This is a genomic window from Paenibacillus graminis, assembly GCF_000758705.1.
GTDB classification, from domain to species: Bacteria; Bacillota; Bacilli; order Paenibacillales; family Paenibacillaceae; genus Paenibacillus_AQ; species Paenibacillus_AQ graminis.
Map to the genome: position 1 here is coordinate 2,771,981 of NZ_CP009287.1, position 17,939 is coordinate 2,789,919.

Consider the following 17,939-nt stretch of genomic DNA (forward strand, 5'->3'; position numbering starts at 1 on the left):
TGCGCGCCGCTGATTCCGTTATCTGAATAATCGTGGGGCGGCCCCTTTGTACAGCTTGAGCCGCACCCACACCGTATTGACCAGCAGGAAACCGCCAGAGATAAGGAACAATCCTTCAATACCGATAAAGCCGGATAAAAAGCCCCCGATCACTGCTCCCAGCATGTTCCCGAGAGCCAGCATGCTGCTGTTGAAGCCAAACGCCCGGCTCTCCTTGCCGTCAGGCGTATACGAGCGGATGAGGGCGTTGACGCTTGGCAGCAGGCCGCCCATGAAGACACCCATCAGAAAGCGGACAATAATCAGCTGCCAGACACTTGTCACAAAAGCCTGCGGAATGATGAACACAGCAGCACCGATCAGAGCATAGGTGAGAATCCGGTGTGCCCCAACCTTGTCGCTCAGCTTGCCGAGCACAGGTGAAGCCAGCATGTTGGATACGCCGGTTACGGCGCTGACGACCCCTGCCCAAAAGGCAATGTTCACGGCAGTGCCATGCAGCTTCTCTACATAGAGCGGAAGCAGTGTCATCGGGGCGATCATCGCAAACTGCAGGAGGAAGGTTACGCCGAACAGCGCAGGCAGCTGCGGCACCTTGGCCAGCTCCTTGAAGCCCTCAAGTACGGAAATCTGCGGCACCTGTGCAGCTTCGGCCCGGTCGAATTTCTCTTTGACGAGAAATAAGGCGAGCAGTGAGGCGGCGAACAGCAGAACACCAACGATATAAAAGATCGGGCGGTACCCGATCCAGTCCGCCATAGCCCCGCCGATCAGCGGGCCAAGAATGGTTCCGGCGACCGAGCCGGACTGCATTAGCCCCATGGCAAAGCCCATGCGGGCTTTTGGCGTGTTGCCGGAGACCAGTGCGATAGACGCCGGATTGAAACCGGAAATGGTCCCGTTGAGCAGGCGGAGCAGCAGCAGCTGCAAGGGCGTTTGTGCGAAGCCCATCAGCACAATGACCAGGGCCATGCCGAAGCTGGAGCGCAGCAGCATGATTTTGCGTCCGTATTTGTCGGCAAGCTTGCCCCACAGCGGCTGGAACAGGAATGAGGTCATGAAGTTCGCGGCAAAAATAAGTCCGGCCCATAACCCGAGCGCATCGCCTCGTACCCCCAGGTCTTTCGCCAGATACAAGGTCAGGAACGGGGTGATCATGGTCATTCCGGCGTTAACCAGGAATTGGCCGAACCAAAGCACAATGAGGTTGACTTTCCATGTCTCCCAATTCTTCAAAGTGCTTTCACTTCCTTTCAAGGAATTCAAGGTCAAGAGTTCACGAAAAAAGACATTCTATCAGTATATCATAGATTTGGAGAGGACCGATGCAACACTTGTCATAGTAATGTCATGGGATTGTCATTCCCTCACGGGTTCAGCGGTTGTTCCGAACTTTCAAAAAGAGCATAATAAAGGATAAGCGTATACACACATTCTATCAAAACTAATGGAGATCTTATCATGACCTACAATGACACTTTTATCCGCGCCTGCAGGAAGCAAGACACGGACCACATTCCCGTATGGTACATGCGGCAGGCCGGCCGGTATGATCCCGAATACCGTAAAATCAAGGAAAACTACTCGCTCCTGGAGATCTGCGAACAGCCGGAGCTTGCGGCAGAGGTTACAATGATGCCTGTCCGTAAGCTGGGTGTGGATGCGGCCATTCTGTATTCCGATATCATGAATCCAGTTGCTTCCCTTGGCGTGAAATTCGACATTGTGAAGAACATCGGTCCCGTTATCGACAATCCGATCCGCAGTGCTGCGGATGTGGAGCGCCTGAAGCCAATCGATGTGGAAGGCGATCTCAGCCATATCCTGAAGACTATAGCTATTCTGGACAAAGAGCTTGATGTGCCTCTGATCACCTTTGCCGGAGCGCCTTTTACCATTGCCAGCTATCTGATCGAAGGCAGACCTTCCAAGAGCTACCACCGCACCAAGGAAATGATGTACAGCCAGCCGCAGGTATGGTTCATGCTTATGGATAAGCTGGGCGACATGGTCATCGCCTATTTGCGCGCCCATGCCGCCAGCGGAGGCAAAGCGTTCCAGCTGTTTGACAGCTGGGTTGGTGCGCTTGCTCCGCGTGATTTTGAGTTATACGTACTGCCGACCATCTCCCGTATTTTTGCCGGACTTGCCGATCTTAATGTGCCGAAGATCTATTTTCCGGGCGTCAGCTCAGGAGAGCTGCTGCCAAGCCTGAAGAATCTCCAGGCGGATGTCATCGGTCTGGACTGGCGCGTAAGTCTTGCTGAAGGCAGACGCCGCACCGGTGGCCGTTTTGCGGTCCAGGGCAATCTGGACCCTTATCTGCTGACGGCTCCGCTGGATCTGCTCAAGGAGCGGGCCAAAGGTCTGATTGATGAAGGCATCCGCGAGCCAGGCTACATTTTTAATTTGGGGCACGGATTATTTCCCGAGGCTTCTCTGGACACGCTAAAGGAACTGACGGAATATATCCATGACTATTCCCGTGAGGCTCTGAAGCAAACCGTGAAACCGCGTCTATCATTATAAATAGATCTGTAAGATGTTCATTATCCGCAGAAAGGGATGGAATCTGTGACCACTAAAATTGGTGTACTCGTTATGTCGTACGGCACGCCTGAAAGTCTGGAAGGGGTGGAGGCGTATTATACGCATATCCGCCGGGGCCATGCGCCTTCTCCAGAGCAGCTGAAGGAGCTGAAGGACCGTTATGAAGCCATCGTTGGCGGAGTGTTTCCGCTGCGGGAGAATACGAACCGGCAGGTTGAGGCGCTGCAGGCCGCGCTGAACAACGGTCATGCCGGAGAAGGAGTGGAATTTGTCTGCTATCAGGGGCTTAAGCACGCCCGTCCTTTTATCGAAGATGGTGTGGAAGCGATGGCGAAGGACGGCATTACCCATGGTGTGGGGATTGTGCTTGCCCCGCATTATTCGGTAATGAGTGTCGGCACCTATATCAAACGCGCCAAGGAAAAGGCGGAAGCCAGCGGAATCGAAATGGCCTTCGTGGAGAGCTATCACCTCCATCCGGAGCTGATTGATGTCTTGAGCCGCAGAGTATCGGCCAAGCTGGATCTGTTCGAGGAAACCGGTGCGGTGCGTGAGGATGTCCGGGTATTATTCAGCGCGCATAGTCTGCCGGAGCGTATCTTGTCCATGGGTGACCCGTACCGTGACCAGCTGCTGGCCACCTCTGAAGCTGTCGCCAAGCAGGCGGGAGTCACCAACTGGCAGTTCACCTGGCAGAGCGCCGGCCGCACAGCCGAGCCATGGCTGGGACCGGATATTCTGGAGACCATGCACGAGCTTAGCGAGGCGCAGGTGAAATATGTGCTGGCAGCTCCGGTCGGCTTTGTATCCGACCATTTGGAGGTGCTGTACGACCTGGATATTGAAGCACAGGCGCTGGCCTCTGAACTGGATATGCGGCTGATGCGGATTGATTCGCTTAACAGTGATCCGGCATATATGTCTGTGCTCAGCGATGTGGTGCAAACGGCGGCTGGACAGCTCAAGGTGAGCCAGTTATGACCGGCTCAGCACGAAAAGTAGTCATTGTCGGCGGAGGCCTCAGCGGCCTCAGCGCCGCTTTTTATGTCCGCAAATATTACCGTGAAGCCGGAATTCAGCCGGATATCATTCTCGTGGAGAAGGACAAAAGCCTTGGCGGCAAGATCGAAACACTGCACCGCGAGGGTTTTGTCATTGAGAAGGGACCGGACTCCTTTCTGGCCCGCAAGACCGTGATGAGCGAGCTGGCGAAGGAGCTGGAAATCGATCATGAGCTGGTAACCACCAATCCGAATGCCAAAAAAACGTACATACTGCAGCGCGGCAAGCTGCATCCCATGCCGGCAGGCCTTGTGCTGGGCATTCCCACTGAGCTGAAGCCGTTTCTGAAGAGCGGCCTTGTTACTTTTGGCGGCAAAATGCGGGCGATGATGGATTTCATCATTCCGCCCCGGCGCAGTACAGAGGATGAATCACTGGGTGCGCTGATTGAACGGCGTCTAGGGACGGAAGTGCTGGAGAATATGACGGAGCCGCTTTTAGCCGGGATTTATGCCGGGGACATGCGCAAAATCAGCCTTCAGGCGACCTTTCCGCAGTTTGGAGATGTAGAACGGGAGTACGGAAGTCTCATTCGCGGGATGATGATGGGAAGGAAACCGGCTGAAACGCATACCGGCACCAAAAAAAGCGCTTTTCTGACCTTCCGCAAAGGCTTGCACAGCCTGGTCCATGCCTTAATTCATGAATTGCATGATGTCGAGCAGCGGACGGGAACGGGAGTCGCTGCCATTCATGTGCGCGATGAGAAGGAGGCTGCCGGATCGTCTTCACAGGCTGCGGGAACGGGGTCTTCACCCCGTTATGAAATCGAGCTGGACAATGGAGAACTAGTGCAGGCAGATGATGTTTATGTTACGGTGCAGAACTTTGCCGCGGCAGGCCTGCTCCGGCCCCATGTGGATGTGTCGGCACTGGACAGCGTCAACTATGTATCGGTGGCGAATGTAGTCATGGCATTTGCGAAGCAGGACATTCACACCGAGTATGACGGGTCCGGCTTCCTGGTCCCGCGCAAGGAAGGGCGCAATATTACCGCCTGCACCTGGACCTCGACCAAATGGCTGCATACCAGTCCCGACGACCGCGTGCTGCTGCGCTGCTATGTCGGCCGTTCGGGCGACGAACAGAACGTAGAGCTGCCGGACGCAGCACTGACAGAACTGGTGCTTAAGGATCTCAAGGAGATTATGGGCATCACGGCCAAGCCGATGTTCACGGAAATCACCCGGCTGAGGCACTCCATGCCGCAATATCCGGTGGGGCATCCGGCCAGGATAGCGGCGCTGCGCAGCGAGCTCGCCCAGAAGCTGCCCGGAGTGTACGCCTTTGGCGCCGGCTATGACGGGATTGGCATGCCGGACTGCATCAAGCAGGCCAAGCAGACAGCAGAGAGCGCCGCAGGGAGGGTTGTGCAGCAGCCCGAACCGCCAGCGGTGTTGAAATAACCGGAAAGGTGAAGCGCGGAAGGAGCCGCTTCACCGTTTTTTATTTTTTTGGAAATGATGATCCCTTTTCTTGTGAATAAGGCGTGTTATAAAATTGGGGCAAGCTGGCGTGAATTCGGCGGATTCACTCAAAGAGGTGGAGATCAGTCGGATTCGCCCGCCTTTTTCCCAAACAGATTTTTCAAGGGATTCTAATGTACAGAGTGCAATCAATTAGCTTTTCGACTGATTTATGGGTTATTCTTCTGCAGACAATGCAAGAGAAGGCGAGTTCTGGCCTAATCATCTAAGCGGAACTTAAGAATGAAGGTGAGCTGATTGGCGAAACCCTTGAGGGCCAAGGATTTTACGACTACAGTAGGTTAGATTCTTAAGTTCACTCTATATAGAAAGAGAATTGCATCGGACTCGGTACCATACGTATCGGACTCGTATCAGACTCGCACCGGCTTCCGCCTCTGGATGAGTCTGCTTGCTTCCATTCCTACTTTTTTAAGTCCAAACTATTTAGCGCTTGCGATAAAGCAGGTGAGCAAGCTACAGTTGGAAAAAGGGAACTTAATTCTCCCTAAAAATCAACATTTGGTAAATCAAAGTGGAAAAAAGGAGCTTAATTGGGCAATATTACTTCGTCAGAGGCGGAATGTACCGAATTAGGTAACCTTTTTCCACTTCACCTGCGGAAAACAGGATGTTCGGGCAAATTAGTGATCCTTTTTCCACTTGGAATTGCCGAACGAATCATGCAGGGTTCTCGAGGCAACGCTATACTGAACTCCAAAACAACGGCTGCCTTAATTAGTGAAGGACGGCGAAGCCGGTGTTATGACTCGTTAGCGGTTCTTTTACCTGTCTCTCTTTTTGGAGGAGCGGGAGTGACTTATGCTATAATAGAAACAATTTTAGGGCAAAGGAGATTGCTTGCAGCTATGTATCCGCCGCGTTCACGTACCAGAAAAAATAACAAACAAAGCAGAAAGCGCCGGCGCAGAACGGTTTGGGCATGGATTAACGTAAGCCTGCTTTTATTGATTACTGCACTGCTAACCTATTCGTTTATGAGAGCGGATGGGGGCGGCAATCAGCCGCCGCCTGCCGCAGAAGCGGTGAACTCGCCTTCACCGGATCAAGGCGAGGCTGCTGCGTCCGTTCCGCCAGCATCAACGCCAACGCCATCGCCAGCGCCGGAAGCCACACCCGATAAGGAGCCTTCATCTGAACCGACTGCGGAGATATCACCGGTTTCTATGGAACCAACTCCCTCACCCGCACCTGAAGAAAGCGCCGCACCGGAAGAAACAGACGATCGGGGAGATACCGGAACCGCGCAGAATACTGACAGCGGCCTAATCTCCGGCCTGCCGGAGAATGCCGGGACAACCGTGAAGCTGAATTTTGCCGGAGATGTCATTTTTTCAGGCAAGGCAGGACAGCTCCTGATGCAAAAAGGCTATGACTACTCCTACGCCGCTCTGGATGGCATGTTCAAGAAGGATGACCTGACCATACTTAACCTGGAGACCCCCATTACCACCGGAGGGGTAGGTGCCGCAAACAAGCAGTTTGTATTCAAAGGAGAGCCAAAGGCACTCGACTCCTTGAAGGCCGCCGGTGTAGATGCCGTCAATCTGGCCAACAACCATACCCTGGATCAGGGAGAGGAAGGCCTGCTGGACACGCTGGAGCATTTGAACAAGCGCGGTATTCCCTATGTGGGGGGCGGAGCAGATGCAGCAGAGGCGTACAGCGCCAAGTATTTTGAGCGTAACGGCATCCGCATCGCCCTGCTTGGATTCACGCGTGTGATGCCTGTGATGGAGTGGAAGGCGGAGGCCGGCAAACCGGGGGTGGCTTCGGTGTATGACAGTGCGGAGGCGCTGAAGGCTATCGCCAATGCCAAAAAGAAGGCCGACCTGGTCATTGTGGCCGTACACTGGGGCAAAGAGCGGATGGAACAATATGATTCCGTCCAGCAGTCTCTTGGGCACAGCTTTATTGATGCTGGCGCGGATCTGGTCATAGGCGGGCACCCGCATGTGCTGCAAGGGATTGAGCCTTACAAGGGCAAATGGATTGCTTACAGCACCGGCAACTTTATTTTTACCCGTTCCCAAACCCGGGCCACCTGGGATACCGCTGTGTTTCAAGCGGAATGCAGCATAGAGGGACAGTGTTCCCTGAATCTTAAGCCGATGAATGCGGAGCTGGCTCAGCCGGTGCCCATGAATGAGGTGGACGGCCAGCTGCTGCTGCACAGAGTAGAGTCCCTGTCCTACGGTCTGGTGAAGATCGGCAGTGACGGAAGTGTAGCTCAGGCTGTCAAGTAAAGTGCAGATATAGACCATACTTCCGCCGGAGGTGCTTACGATGAAAAATATGTGTGTGGCCCATCGCGGCTTCTCCGGAAAAGCTCCGGAGAACACGCTTGCTGCCGTACGGATGGCGATAGCGCTGCCGTTTGTGCGCTGGATGGAAATTGATGTTCAGCTCACAAAGGACGGCGTGCCGGTAGTGATTCATGATTTTTCGCTGGACCGCACAACCAACGGGCATGGCAAGGTCAAAAATATGGACTACGAGCATGTCCGGCGATTGGATGCGGGGAGCTGGAAAGGGCGTGCTTTTCGGGGAGAACGCGTTCCGTCGCTGAAGGAGGTGCTGGAACTGGCCTCCGGCAGACTGCGGCTGAACATTGAGCTCAAGACCAGCGGTGATATGTATCCGGGGCTGGAGCAGGCAGTCATTGATCTCGTGAATGCACATGGCATGCGCGACGAAGTGGTTCTGACCTCGTTCGATGCCAGCGCGCTGCAGCGGATCAAGGGGCTGGACCCCCGCTTTCGGACAGGATTGATCTATGACTCCAGATCCGGTGACCCCGCGCGGAAGTTGAAGGAGCTGGACTGCTCATTTCTGTCCATCAGCTTTGACCGGCTGAATCCCCGTCTGGCGGAGCTTCTTGCCGAGCGGGGGATACGGGTGATGGCCTGGACGGTGAACAAGGCAAAGGAAATGCGCCGTCTGGCCGGGATGCATTCGGAGATCATGATCTGTACGAACCGCCCCGACATCTGGGGTGATACGTTTCTGGAAGTCTAGCTAAAGGATGAAATTGACGGGAAAGAGAGCTGAAGAATATATGTGCGCTGATGTTAACAATATCTACTGTGTTGGACGCAATTATAAGCAACATGCAGAGGAACTGGGCAACAAGGTGCCGGTGGAGCCTCTGATCTTTCTGAAGCCTTCCCATGCGGCGGTCCCCCTCGACAAGGCGATCATTCAGCTTCCCAAGGATGCCGGGCTGATCCACTATGAAGGTGAGATTGTCCTGAGAGTTGCCCGGGATTATGTGCCTGGCATGAGTGTGCAGGAGCTGGTGGATGTAATGGCCCTTGGGCTGGATTTTACCCTGCGCGATGTGCACAATGATCTTCAGAAGAAAGGGCTGCCCTGGACGCCCGCCAAAGGCTTCAAGAACGCTGCCCCGCTGACTCCATACATTGCGTTTCCGGAGACGGAAGAACTGGAAGCGACTGATTACACTGTACGCAAGAATGGTGTGGAAGTGCAGCGCGGAAACGTCAAGAACATGATTTTTTCGCTGCAAAAAATTGTGGAGTTCATTGCCGCCCGTTATGGGCTGGGCAAGGATGATCTTATCTTTACCGGTACTCCGGCAGGTGTAGGTCCGGTGGCTTCAGGGGATTCGTTCGAGCTGTTCTGGGGCGGGACTCTGCTGGGCACCTGTCTGATCGGTTAACTTATGCCGACAGGACTTGATGTGCTGCAATGGGTGACCGGCTTCGGCGGGGCCTTGCTGGTAGCAGGAGCAGCTTATTATAAACAGTCCCTCAGCTTTTCCGGGATGCTGGCGGCGGTTGTGATGGGAACCCTCTATTTCGGAGCAGGAAATGCCTTCTGGTTTGGCATTTTGCTGCTGTTCTTCATCTCCTCCAGCCTGCTCTCGAAGCTTCATCATGAGAATAAAGCGGAGCTGGAAGCTACCTATGACAAAACAGGACGCAGGGATGCCGGCCAGGTGTTCGCCAATGGCGGGCTTGGCATGCTGCTGGTGCTCCTGAATGCCATTTATCCCTTGGAGCTATGGGGATTTCTGTTCATCGGCGTCATGGCCACCGTGACCTCGGACACCTGGGCGACGGAGATTGGCACCCTCGCCAAGAAGCCGCCCCGCTCCGTGCTGACGGGACGGATGCTCCCGCCCGGCACCTCCGGCGGCGTCTCGCTGCCGGGCACCCTGGCCGCCGCTGCAGGCGGCGCCCTGATCGGCCTTGCCTCCTGGCTGCTGCGGGCAGCCTCCGGCATGCCGGAGCATTCCGTCCTGCTGCTTACGCTGGCAGGACTCCTCGGGGGCCTCGTCGGCGCTTTCGCCGACTCGGTTCTGGGGGCGACGGTGCAGCGCATGAACCGCTGCACCGTGTGCGGCCGCGAGGTGGAAGCCTCGCGGCATTGCGGCCAGCCGACGGTGTATGCCCGGGGCTGGCGCTGGATGAACAACGATGCTGTGAATGCCGCCAGCTCTATTCTGGGCGGGCTCGCCGCCTTGCTGATTGGCGGGTTGTAATGCAGGGAGGCCGATGTTGGGCCTTCACATACAAAAGTAACCTTATACTCGCAATATTGAAGGAGGTGAACCGGTGGGCAGCGCATCCATTCATAAACATACAGCCATCCTGGATGCCGCTTACGAGCTCTTCGGTTCAGGCGGCTTTTACGAAACGAAGATTTCGGAAGTAGCGGAACGTGCAGGCATTGCCAAGGGCACGGTGTATTTGTATTTCAAAAATAAAGAGGATTTGTTCATGGCCGTCACCCGGCGGGACTGTGAAGGATTCCTCCAGCAGCTGGAAGCCAAGCTCCAGGCATGCAGCAGCCTGACCGGGAAGCTGTCCGTTATTGCCGGGCATCATCTGTTCTATTATTATGAGCGCAAGCAGCATACCAAGCTTTTTTTTCGTGCGCCGAACAACAACCCTGAGCTGGTAGCCTACATGGCGCTTTTCATGGAAGAGTACATGCAGGCTGTGGTGAAGGTGCTGCTGGAAGGCGGGGCGACCGAGCCCGAGCTGATGGCCCAGTCGTACATTGGCATGCTGGACCGGCTGAAAATGGATATTCTTTTTGATCCCTTCTTCACGGAGGAGGAAGCGCACAAACGGGCGAAGTTTGCCGCCAGCCTTTTTATCGGAGGGGCTGTCGGCAACATGAATGCATCACTTGGAGATTTGCCGGCAGAGCAATAAAGAACACAGACCGGTTACAAATATAAGGCAAGCGAGGACAGAGCATGAATATTATGACCGTGGAACATCTTTCCAAGAGCTATGGGGAAAAAACACTGTTCCGGGATGCGTCGTTTGGAATGGATGACAGGGACAAAATTGGCGTTATCGGTGTGAATGGTACGGGGAAATCAACCTTTTTGAAGATTATTGCCGGTCTGGATACACCGGATGACGGACAAATTTCCATTGGAAATGCGGTACGGGTACAATACCTGGCGCAAAATCCGCCGTATGTGCCGGATAATACTGTGCTGCAGCAGGTTTTTGCCGGTGATGAGCCTGAGCTTGCTGCCATGCGGGAGTACATGGAGACGCTGGCTCTTCTGGAGACCAATCCGGGCGACTCCGCCCTTGAGCGCCGGCTGGTGCAGATTGGACAAGCCATTGATGCAGCTGGGACGTGGCAGCTGGAAAGTGAAGCCAAAACCGTCCTGACGAAGCTTGGCATCACGCAGTTTGATGCACGTATGGAATCGCTGTCCGGCGGACAGCGCAAGCGTGTGGCTCTGGCGGCGGCGCTGATTACACCTTCAGAGCTGCTGATCCTGGATGAGCCTACCAACCATATCGATACGGACTCTGTGGCCTGGCTGGAGCAATATTTGCAGAAGCGGCGCGGCGCGCTGCTGATGGTCACCCATGACCGTTACTTTCTGGAACGTGTGGCCAGTGTCATGCTGGAGCTGGATGGCGGACAGTTGTACCGTTATGAAGCAAACTACTCGCGGTTCCTGGAGCTGAAGGCGGAGCGTGAGGAGCGTGAAGCATCGGAGGAGCAGAAACGCAAAAATCTGCTGCGCACCGAGCTGGCCTGGATTCGCCGTGGCGCCAAGGCCCGCTCCACCAAGCAGAAGGCCAGAATCGACCGCTTCGAGAAGCTGAAGGAAAACCAGGGCTCGGCATCGGCGGGCGCACTGGATATTTCTGTCGCTTCGACAAGATTGGGCCGCAAAATCATCGAGATGAAGGATCTGGCCAAATCGCTCGATGGACGCAAGCTGATTAAGGATCTGACCTACATCGCGGTGCCGCAGGACCGGGTAGGGATCGTGGGCCCGAACGGCAGTGGCAAATCGACCCTGCTGAATCTGATTGCCGGGAAGCTTCAACCGGACAGCGGAGAGGTGGAGCTGGGGGCTACCGTCAAGCTGGGTTATTTCACCCAGGAGCATCAGGATATGGACGACACTATGCGGGTTATAGAGTACGTGAAGGAGGAAGCGGAAGTTATCCGTACGGCGGACGGCAGCGTCATTACAGCCGGACAGATGCTGGAGCGTTTTTTGTTCCCGCCGGCCATGCAATGGACTCCGATCGCTAAGCTCTCCGGCGGAGAAAAGCGGCGTCTTTACCTGCTCCGCGTCTTGATGGGCGCACCCAATGTGCTGCTGCTGGACGAGCCGACCAACGACCTGGACATCGGGACCCTTGCCGTACTGGAAGATTATCTGGACGAGTTCCCCGGCGTGGTGTTCACGGTGTCCCATGACCGGTTTTTCCTGGACCGCACGGTGGATAAGCTGATTGCCTTCGAGAATGGCAGCATAAGGCTGCATGTCGGAAACTATAGTGAATATGAGGAATGGATGGCAAATAACGTTCCGGCACGCGGTGTCGACACCTCCAAAGAAGCGGGAACGGGAAAAAACAGCTCCGCACCGGTACAGGATCAGGCACCGCCAGCTGCACCTGCGGCAAGAGAGAAGCTGAAGTTCACCTTCAAGGAGCAGCGTGAATATGAGGGAATCGACGAGGCGATTGAGCAGGCAGAGCAGCATCTGTCCGACATTAGCTCGCAGATGGAAGCTGCCTTTGCGGACTCCGGGAAGCTTCAGGAGCTGGTAGAGAAGCAGCGGCAGGGTGAAGCCGAGCTGGAGCGTCTAATGGAACGCTGGACATATCTGAACGAGCTTGCGGAAAAGATCGCCGGAAAAGCATAGTACGCTTGCATTTATAACTGCGGTTATCCAGCGGCGTTCTCCGCGTCATACCAGAGAGGTTATCCTGCTCTTAAGCTGGATGGCTCACAGCTTGTGACATGAACACAGCATTCAGAGGTCCTGCCCTGAGTGCTGTGTTTTCTTGTACACATTATTTATAGCCTTCACGCTATAAATTTTCCTTTGAAACAGTACCTGAAAGCAATACTCTAAGCGATACTCTGTATCACTGCTTCGGAAGCATAGGCTGCTTTCCAAGGACAGCCGAACCTTTTACACTGGAGCGTACAGCTATAAATCACAATGAGGAGGCAGATGAGTATGACAGATTTGCTTGCAACTGCGGCGGCCCTTCGCAGCGCCGGGAAGGCTGAAGAGGCAAGGGAATTGCTCCTAGCCCTGCTGAGCGGGGATAAAGAGAATGCCGAACTGCACTATCAGCTGGCCTGGACCCATGATGTGCTGGGCCAGGAACGGGAGGCGGTTCCCTACTACGAGCGGAGCCTGTTGCTTGGCCTGCCTTCTGAACAGCGGATGGGCGCACTCCTGGGACTTGGCAGCACTTACAGAACACTGGGCGAATATGCCCGTTCCAAGGAAGTGCTTGAGCAGGGCGTGCGGGAATTCCCGCAGCAGAAGGAATTTCAGGCTTTTCTGGCCATGACCCTGCACAACCTGGGCGAGCATAGGGAAGCTATGAAGCTGCTGCTGACCCTGCTCGCGGAGACCTCCTCCGACGAAGGGATCGGGAGCTACCGTAAAGCTATCCTGTACTATTCGGATAAGCTGGAGCAGGTGTGGGAATAAATCAATTATATTTTTTCCGCATACAGGTGCCCATTCGAATGCTCTGTCTGCAGGAAAACTATGGTCTTTTCCCCGTGGACCAGTACACAAGCATTTCCCTCAGCTTGCAATACTATATTGCAAGGAGGAGATATTATGGTGAGAGCAGCCCAGACTGACAGTGAATTAAAAGCCTTCATCGCCACTGCGGAGGCGGCCTGGTTCAATGTGTATGATTCCGCGGATATAAATAGGGTGATTACTGTGGGCGGGGTGGAGTATAAGCGGCTGCCGCTGAGATTCAGCACAAGGGCCAAGGTCATCGCTTATTTCCGGCAATACTGGGGAATTGCAATGAGCAACCGGATGTTCTGCAATCTCCAGACTGTTTCGCGGAACAACAGGCTGTACGTTATTGTAGGCGATACCGGCCTCGTTTCCTTCATTCCCCTGCGGATCAGAGTCACGGAGCGGAGCGCTACGCGTATCAGATTGACCGCCGTCCTGTCTGCGGATCCGATAGAGGCAATTGAAACGGTGAATGTCCGCTATCTTATTGCGAAATCGGGAGCGGCACTCCGGATTCTAAACAGGGACAAAAAAAATACGGACCCCAGGTATCAGACATGCCCGCTGAGCGTCAGGTGATTTTTGCCGCAGACTCCGCATGATTTGAAAAGGGTACAGATTCAGCGGGGATCACTGAATCTGTACCCTTTATCCATACTTATTCTAGGGCTGCTCCGCTCCTGCCAGGGCAATCATCTGCACGACCGGGCGCGAGTCGCCGGTCAGCAAGGCCTCTTCGGCGTTCATCTGCGAGGAGCCGTCGCCGTCGAGGAAGATCCCTTCCCGTCCACCGCCGGGGACGGTTTCCAGAATGGCTGTACGGAATGCCTCTGCCGTACAGCGCGTTGGCGTGACGATCAGCCACAGCTTCCCGTCCGCATTGTACACCAGCCCCGAGCGCATCCGCTGCTCGTCAGCATAGGGAAGATGCTCTGCGGCGGCTGCCGCCCGCCACAGCCCTTCACGCTGCAGGTTCATGCTGATGCCGCCCTGCGCCCAGTAATGCCCGCGGTCCGTGACGTCCAGGTCATCTCCTGAGGAGACGACCTGCACCGACAGCATTCCGCTGGCCCCGTCCCAGACCAGTGTTCCACGCGGATATTTGGCGTTGAACCACCCCGAGCCGTACGCCCCTTGAACTCCGTTCACCGGGCGGTCATTCACGACCGCTACCGACAGCAGGTCGCTGCCGTAAAAGAAGCCGCCGTTAATCCCGAAGGCGGCAATCGGGCGCAGCGGCGAACCTGCGCTGCGCAGTATGATGTCAGCAGGCAGAGCTGACATCATATGCAGCTTCACCTGGCCGGAGCTGTCCGCCTGCAGGTAGCTGTAAACGTGAGGGAGGCCATGGAAGGCCTCCCTCGGCTGCGGCCTCGTCCACAGCACGATGGCCGCCGTCAGGGCCGCCGCAAAGAGAACGGCGGCGGCCAGTTGCGGCTTGCGCTGCCATGCCCGGCGCAGACCGGCACGGACGCTCTCAGTTCGCGCCCACATAAGCCGCGAGCAGCTTGGCCGTGTTCAGCACAGCCTGCTTGTGGGTGCGCTCCATGGAGTGGGAGGCATGCACACCCGGCCCGATCAGCGCGGCACGGATATTGTTCCCGCCCCGCAGCGCGGCGGAAGCATCGGAGCCGTATTGCGGGTAGATGTCGACCGCAAACGGAATTGCCAGCCCGTTCGCCAGTTCAATCAGCCTGCCGGTCATGGCATAGTCATACGGTCCGGAAGAATCCTTGGCACAGATGGAGACATCGGTCTCCTTGCAGCTGAGGTCATCACCCATGGCACCCATATCGACGGCGATCATCTCGCTGATCTCACCGGGAATCCAGGCAGCCCCGTGACCGACCTCTTCATAATTGGAGATGAGCAGGGAAAGATTGTGCAGCGGTTTCCAGCCTTCGCGCTTAATGCTCTCCAGCAGACCCAGCAGAGCCGCCACACTGGCTTTGTCGTCCAGATGGCGCGATTTGATGTAGCCGCTCGGCGTAATCACTGCCCGGGCATCGAAGGAGATGAAGTCGCCGACGGAAATGCCGAGTTTCAGCACGTCGTCTTTGGTAGATACCACCTCGTCGATGCGGATCTCCATGTTTTCCTCTGAACGTTTGAAATCACGCGCATCCGCATAGACATGAACCGAGGGATGGCTGCTCAGAATCGTGCCGGTGTAGGTTAATCCGGTACGGGTATGGATGATGCAATATTCGTTTTCGATGCTGTTCATGGTGAAGCCGCCGACAGAGGTCAGGCGCAGCGTGCCGTTTGGCTTAATGGAGCGTACCATGGCTCCAAGTGTGTCCACATGGGCACTGATGCCGATGGTGCGTGTGGGGTCAAGTCCGGGGACGGCCAGAATCACTCCGCCTTTTTCATTCCAGCTCAAGGGGACGCCCAGCGCTGCCGCTTCCTCAGCCACAAGCTTCATGACCTGAGCCGTGAAGCCGCTGGGGCTGGGGGTGTCCAGCAGTTTTTTTAGAATCGATAAGATATAAGCCTCGTTAGGTTGAATGGTAAGCAAGATTATTGTCCTCCCGTGATTTACATTCTATTTCTCTTTGATTCTCGTGCAGGCCGGCTTAGAGCTGGGATGTGCTGTCTGCAGACAAGCTATCCTGATTCATAGACACCGCATCCAGGGAATTCCCCGCATCACGGAGCTTGTTCAGCTCTGCTGTAAGGCCTTTGATCTGCTTCTGCAGCTTATATTGGCGGAAAATGCCATAGGAACCGACAATAACCCCCCCGATCAGCGCACAGCCCAGAATGACCAGAATCAGCGGAATGCTGACCACATCAAAATAGAAATTAACCTGAACCGGATCAACATTGATGACTGCGAATACAGCGGTCAGCAGAGCGAAGATCAGACCTAATATCAGTGACCATTGCAATCTCATGATACTTCCTCCTTTGAGCATGGGTGACAAGATAAATCCCCTGCCCGCAAAGGGCAAGGGATTACAGTAATACTAAGCTTTATGGCTTATTTGGTCAACTGTTCCATCTGCTCAATCACGCTTTCGAAAACACTCATCGCTTCGCGGATCGGAGCAGGAGAGGACATGTCGACGCCTGCCTTGGAGAGAATGTTGATCGAATAATCACTGCCGCCGCTCTTCAGGAAGCCAAGGTACTTGTCGACCGCCGGTTTGCCGTCCTCCAGAATCTGCTTAGCGAAGCTGGTAGCCGCCGAGAAGCCGGTAGCATATTTGTATACATAGAAGCTGTTGTAGAAATGCGGAATCCGTGCCCATTCCATCTCGATTTCCTTGTCAATCACCATATCCTTGCCGTAGTACTTGACATTCAGATCATAGTAGATGGACGACAGGTCCTGAGGCGTCAGCGATTCGCCTTCTTCGGCGCGCTGGTGAATGATCTTCTCGAATTCAGCAAACATCGTTTGCCGGAATACAGTAGTGCGGAACTGGTCGGCATAATAAGTGAGCAGATACATTTTTTCTTTGGGATCTGTGGATTTCTTCAGCAGATAATCCATCAGCAGCGCCTCGTTGGTCGTAGATGCCACTTCTGCAAGAAAAATGGTGTACTGCGCATCCCTGTATTTCAGCGCGTTGTCCGAATAGTAGGAATGCAGGGCGTGGCCCATTTCATGCGCCAGCGTGAACATGCTGTTCAGGTTATCGTTATGGTTCAGCAGCACAAAAGGGTGAGTGCCGTAGGCTCCCCAGCTGTATGCACCAGTTCGTTTGTTCTCATTTTCGTAGACATCAATCCAGCCCTTGTCGTAGCCTTCCTGCAGCACACTCAGATAATCCTCACCGAGAGGCTTCAGGCCTTCTTTAGTAATTTTCTTGGCTTCATCAAAAGTGATATCCATCTTGTATTCGTCCACCAGCGGAGCGAACAGGTCATACATATGTAACTCGTCAACGCCGAGCAGTTTCTGGCGCAGCTTCATGTAGCGGTGCATCAGCGGCAGGCTTTCGTGAATGGTATCAATCAGGTTGGTGTAGACCTCTTTGGGGATATTGTCTCCGTAGAGGGACATTTCCAGCACAGAAGGATACTTGCGCACTCGCGAGTAGAAGACATTTTTGTTAACGTTCGCGCTCAGTGTTGCTGCAATGGTGTTTTTTTGCTTGCCATACGTTTCATAGACTGCTTTGAACGCATTTTTGCGCACCTCGCGGTCAGGGCTTTCCAGGAATTGAATGTAGCTTCCGTGCGTCAGATCTACTTCCTTGCCTTCCTCGTTCTTGATCTTCGGGAACTTGAGGTCGGCATTGTTGAGCATGCTGAACACGGTTTGCGGGGCCTGGGCCAGCGTGCCGACCTGTGCAAGGAGTGCTTCCTCCGCTTTGGACAGGATATGCGCTTTCTCACGCTTCATTTCTTTCAAGGTGAAGGTGTAATCCGAGAGGGAAGGGTCGGCTATGAACTGGTCCAGCTTCTCATCGGGCAAGGCCAAAATTTCCGGTGTGATAAAAGAAGTAGCTTCTCCGGCTTCCACTCCAAGCTTCTTTGCTTTTTGGGAGAGAGCCTGATAAGTTGGAGCGGCTGTATCTTCATCCTGGCGCATATGCGCGTAGACATACAGGCGCTCGGTCAGCAGGGACAGCTTGTCGTCCAGTTCGAAGCACTTTTTGAGTGCATCGGGTGAGTCCAGCTTGCCCTGGAATCCGGAGGCGCTGCGGATAAGCTCCTTGGCTTCCTTGTATTCCGCATCCCATTGCTCCTGTGAAGCGAACATATCTTCAAGCTTCCAGCGGTTCTCGGCGGGCACTTCACTTCTCTTCAATAATTGTTCCATAGAAATCCTCCTCGGATGATGGGATGTAGTAGGCATATTC

Annotated in this window: 16 protein-coding genes; 11 read left to right on the forward strand and 5 right to left on the reverse strand. The window is 54.7% G+C overall.

What is annotated here, in order from left to right; translation table 11 throughout:
* Positions 1-18 precede the first annotated feature (18 nt).
* Entirely contained in the window at positions 19-1,236 is a 1,218-nt protein-coding gene (locus PGRAT_RS11235; protein WP_025706951.1) for an MFS transporter, read from the reverse strand.
* Between the two features lie 225 nt (positions 1,237-1,461).
* Here PGRAT_RS11235 and hemE point away from each other — a divergent pair, with 225 nt between their 5' ends.
* From hemE to PGRAT_RS11290, 11 genes are all read left to right on the forward strand, one after another.
* Complete coding sequence (hemE, locus tag PGRAT_RS11240) at positions 1,462-2,529, forward strand: uroporphyrinogen decarboxylase (RefSeq protein ID WP_042266578.1); 1,068 nt, start codon at positions 1,462-1,464, stop codon at positions 2,527-2,529.
* Positions 2,530-2,574: 45 nt separating this feature from the next.
* Positions 2,575-3,531: a ferrochelatase gene (gene hemH / locus PGRAT_RS11245; protein ID WP_025705978.1), complete on the forward strand. Its 957-nt coding sequence runs from the start codon at positions 2,575-2,577 to the stop codon at positions 3,529-3,531.
* Positions 3,528-5,018, forward strand: coding sequence for a protoporphyrinogen oxidase (gene hemG, locus PGRAT_RS11250; RefSeq protein WP_042266580.1), 1,491 nt, complete (start codon positions 3,528-3,530; stop codon positions 5,016-5,018). Before hemH ends, hemG begins: the two co-directional genes overlap by 4 nt.
* Positions 5,019-5,947: 929 nt before the next feature.
* Complete coding sequence (locus PGRAT_RS11255; protein ID WP_025705980.1) at positions 5,948-7,345, forward strand: CapA family protein; 1,398 nt, start codon at positions 5,948-5,950, stop codon at positions 7,343-7,345.
* A 40-nt stretch (positions 7,346-7,385) separates the two neighbouring features.
* On the forward strand, positions 7,386-8,117 hold the full coding sequence (locus PGRAT_RS11260) for a glycerophosphodiester phosphodiesterase (RefSeq protein WP_042266582.1): 732 nt from the start codon (positions 7,386-7,388) through the stop codon (positions 8,115-8,117).
* 40 nt (positions 8,118-8,157) lie between these two features.
* The gene (locus PGRAT_RS11265) at positions 8,158-8,781 is read left to right on the forward strand and encodes a fumarylacetoacetate hydrolase family protein (protein ID WP_025704783.1); all 624 of its coding nucleotides are present in this window, start codon (positions 8,158-8,160) and stop codon (positions 8,779-8,781) included.
* Between the two features lie 3 nt (positions 8,782-8,784).
* Positions 8,785-9,606: a DUF92 domain-containing protein gene (locus PGRAT_RS11270; RefSeq protein WP_156124061.1), complete on the forward strand. Its 822-nt coding sequence runs from the start codon at positions 8,785-8,787 to the stop codon at positions 9,604-9,606.
* Between the two features lie 73 nt (positions 9,607-9,679).
* The gene (locus PGRAT_RS11275; protein WP_025704854.1) at positions 9,680-10,285 is read left to right on the forward strand and encodes a TetR/AcrR family transcriptional regulator; all 606 of its coding nucleotides are present in this window, start codon (positions 9,680-9,682) and stop codon (positions 10,283-10,285) included.
* Between the two features lie 44 nt (positions 10,286-10,329).
* The gene (locus PGRAT_RS11280) at positions 10,330-12,267 is read left to right on the forward strand and encodes an ABC-F family ATP-binding cassette domain-containing protein (protein ID WP_025704855.1); all 1,938 of its coding nucleotides are present in this window, start codon (positions 10,330-10,332) and stop codon (positions 12,265-12,267) included.
* A gap of 321 nt (positions 12,268-12,588) precedes the next feature.
* Positions 12,589-13,074 carry a tetratricopeptide repeat protein gene (locus tag PGRAT_RS11285; RefSeq protein ID WP_025704856.1) on the forward strand — a complete coding sequence of 162 codons (486 nt, stop codon included), beginning with the start codon at positions 12,589-12,591 and terminating at the stop codon, positions 13,072-13,074.
* Between the two features lie 135 nt (positions 13,075-13,209).
* Positions 13,210-13,701: a DL-endopeptidase inhibitor IseA family protein gene (locus tag PGRAT_RS11290; protein WP_025704857.1), complete on the forward strand. Its 492-nt coding sequence runs from the start codon at positions 13,210-13,212 to the stop codon at positions 13,699-13,701.
* 84 nt (positions 13,702-13,785) lie between these two features.
* Here the strand turns inward: PGRAT_RS11290 and PGRAT_RS11295 are convergent, their stop codons facing one another.
* The 4 genes from PGRAT_RS11295 to pepF all read right to left on the reverse strand — a co-directional run bounded on the left by PGRAT_RS11295 (position 13,786) and on the right by pepF (position 17,899).
* Positions 13,786-14,508, reverse strand: a complete 723-nt coding sequence (locus tag PGRAT_RS11295) for a hypothetical protein (protein ID WP_244884062.1) — start codon at positions 14,506-14,508, stop codon at positions 13,786-13,788.
* Between the two features lie 91 nt (positions 14,509-14,599).
* Entirely contained in the window at positions 14,600-15,643 is a 1,044-nt protein-coding gene (locus tag PGRAT_RS11300; RefSeq protein ID WP_042266586.1) for a M42 family metallopeptidase, read from the reverse strand.
* A 58-nt stretch (positions 15,644-15,701) separates the two neighbouring features.
* Positions 15,702-16,022, reverse strand: coding sequence for a LapA family protein (locus tag PGRAT_RS11305; protein WP_025705650.1), 321 nt, complete (start codon positions 16,020-16,022; stop codon positions 15,702-15,704).
* Between the two features lie 86 nt (positions 16,023-16,108).
* Positions 16,109-17,899 (reverse strand): oligoendopeptidase F, encoded by a 1,791-nt coding sequence (gene pepF, locus PGRAT_RS11310; RefSeq protein ID WP_025705651.1) that lies wholly within the window; start codon positions 17,897-17,899, stop codon positions 16,109-16,111.
* Positions 17,900-17,939 lie beyond the last annotated feature (40 nt).

Excerpts from the sequence above, each read along its gene's own strand:
- PGRAT_RS11265 (WP_025704783.1), top strand. The coding sequence starts at position 8,158 with ATGTGCGCTGATGTTAACAATATCTACTGTGTTGGACGCAATTATAAG.
- PGRAT_RS11255 (WP_025705980.1), top strand. The coding sequence starts at position 5,948 with ATGTATCCGCCGCGTTCACGTACCAGAAAAAATAACAAACAAAGCAGA.
- hemG (WP_042266580.1), top strand. The coding sequence starts at position 3,528 with ATGACCGGCTCAGCACGAAAAGTAGTCATTGTCGGCGGAGGCCTCAGC.
- PGRAT_RS11270 (WP_156124061.1), top strand. The coding sequence starts at position 8,785 with ATGCCGACAGGACTTGATGTGCTGCAATGGGTGACCGGCTTCGGCGGG.
- PGRAT_RS11285 (WP_025704856.1), top strand. The coding sequence starts at position 12,589 with ATGACAGATTTGCTTGCAACTGCGGCGGCCCTTCGCAGCGCCGGGAAG.
- hemE (WP_042266578.1), top strand. The coding sequence starts at position 1,462 with ATGACCTACAATGACACTTTTATCCGCGCCTGCAGGAAGCAAGACACG.
- PGRAT_RS11305 (WP_025705650.1), bottom strand. The coding sequence starts at position 16,022 with ATGAGATTGCAATGGTCACTGATATTAGGTCTGATCTTCGCTCTGCTG.
- PGRAT_RS11290 (WP_025704857.1), top strand. The coding sequence starts at position 13,210 with ATGGTGAGAGCAGCCCAGACTGACAGTGAATTAAAAGCCTTCATCGCC.
- pepF (WP_025705651.1), bottom strand. The coding sequence starts at position 17,899 with ATGGAACAATTATTGAAGAGAAGTGAAGTGCCCGCCGAGAACCGCTGG.
- PGRAT_RS11280 (WP_025704855.1), top strand. The coding sequence starts at position 10,330 with ATGAATATTATGACCGTGGAACATCTTTCCAAGAGCTATGGGGAAAAA.
- PGRAT_RS11260 (WP_042266582.1), top strand. The coding sequence starts at position 7,386 with ATGAAAAATATGTGTGTGGCCCATCGCGGCTTCTCCGGAAAAGCTCCG.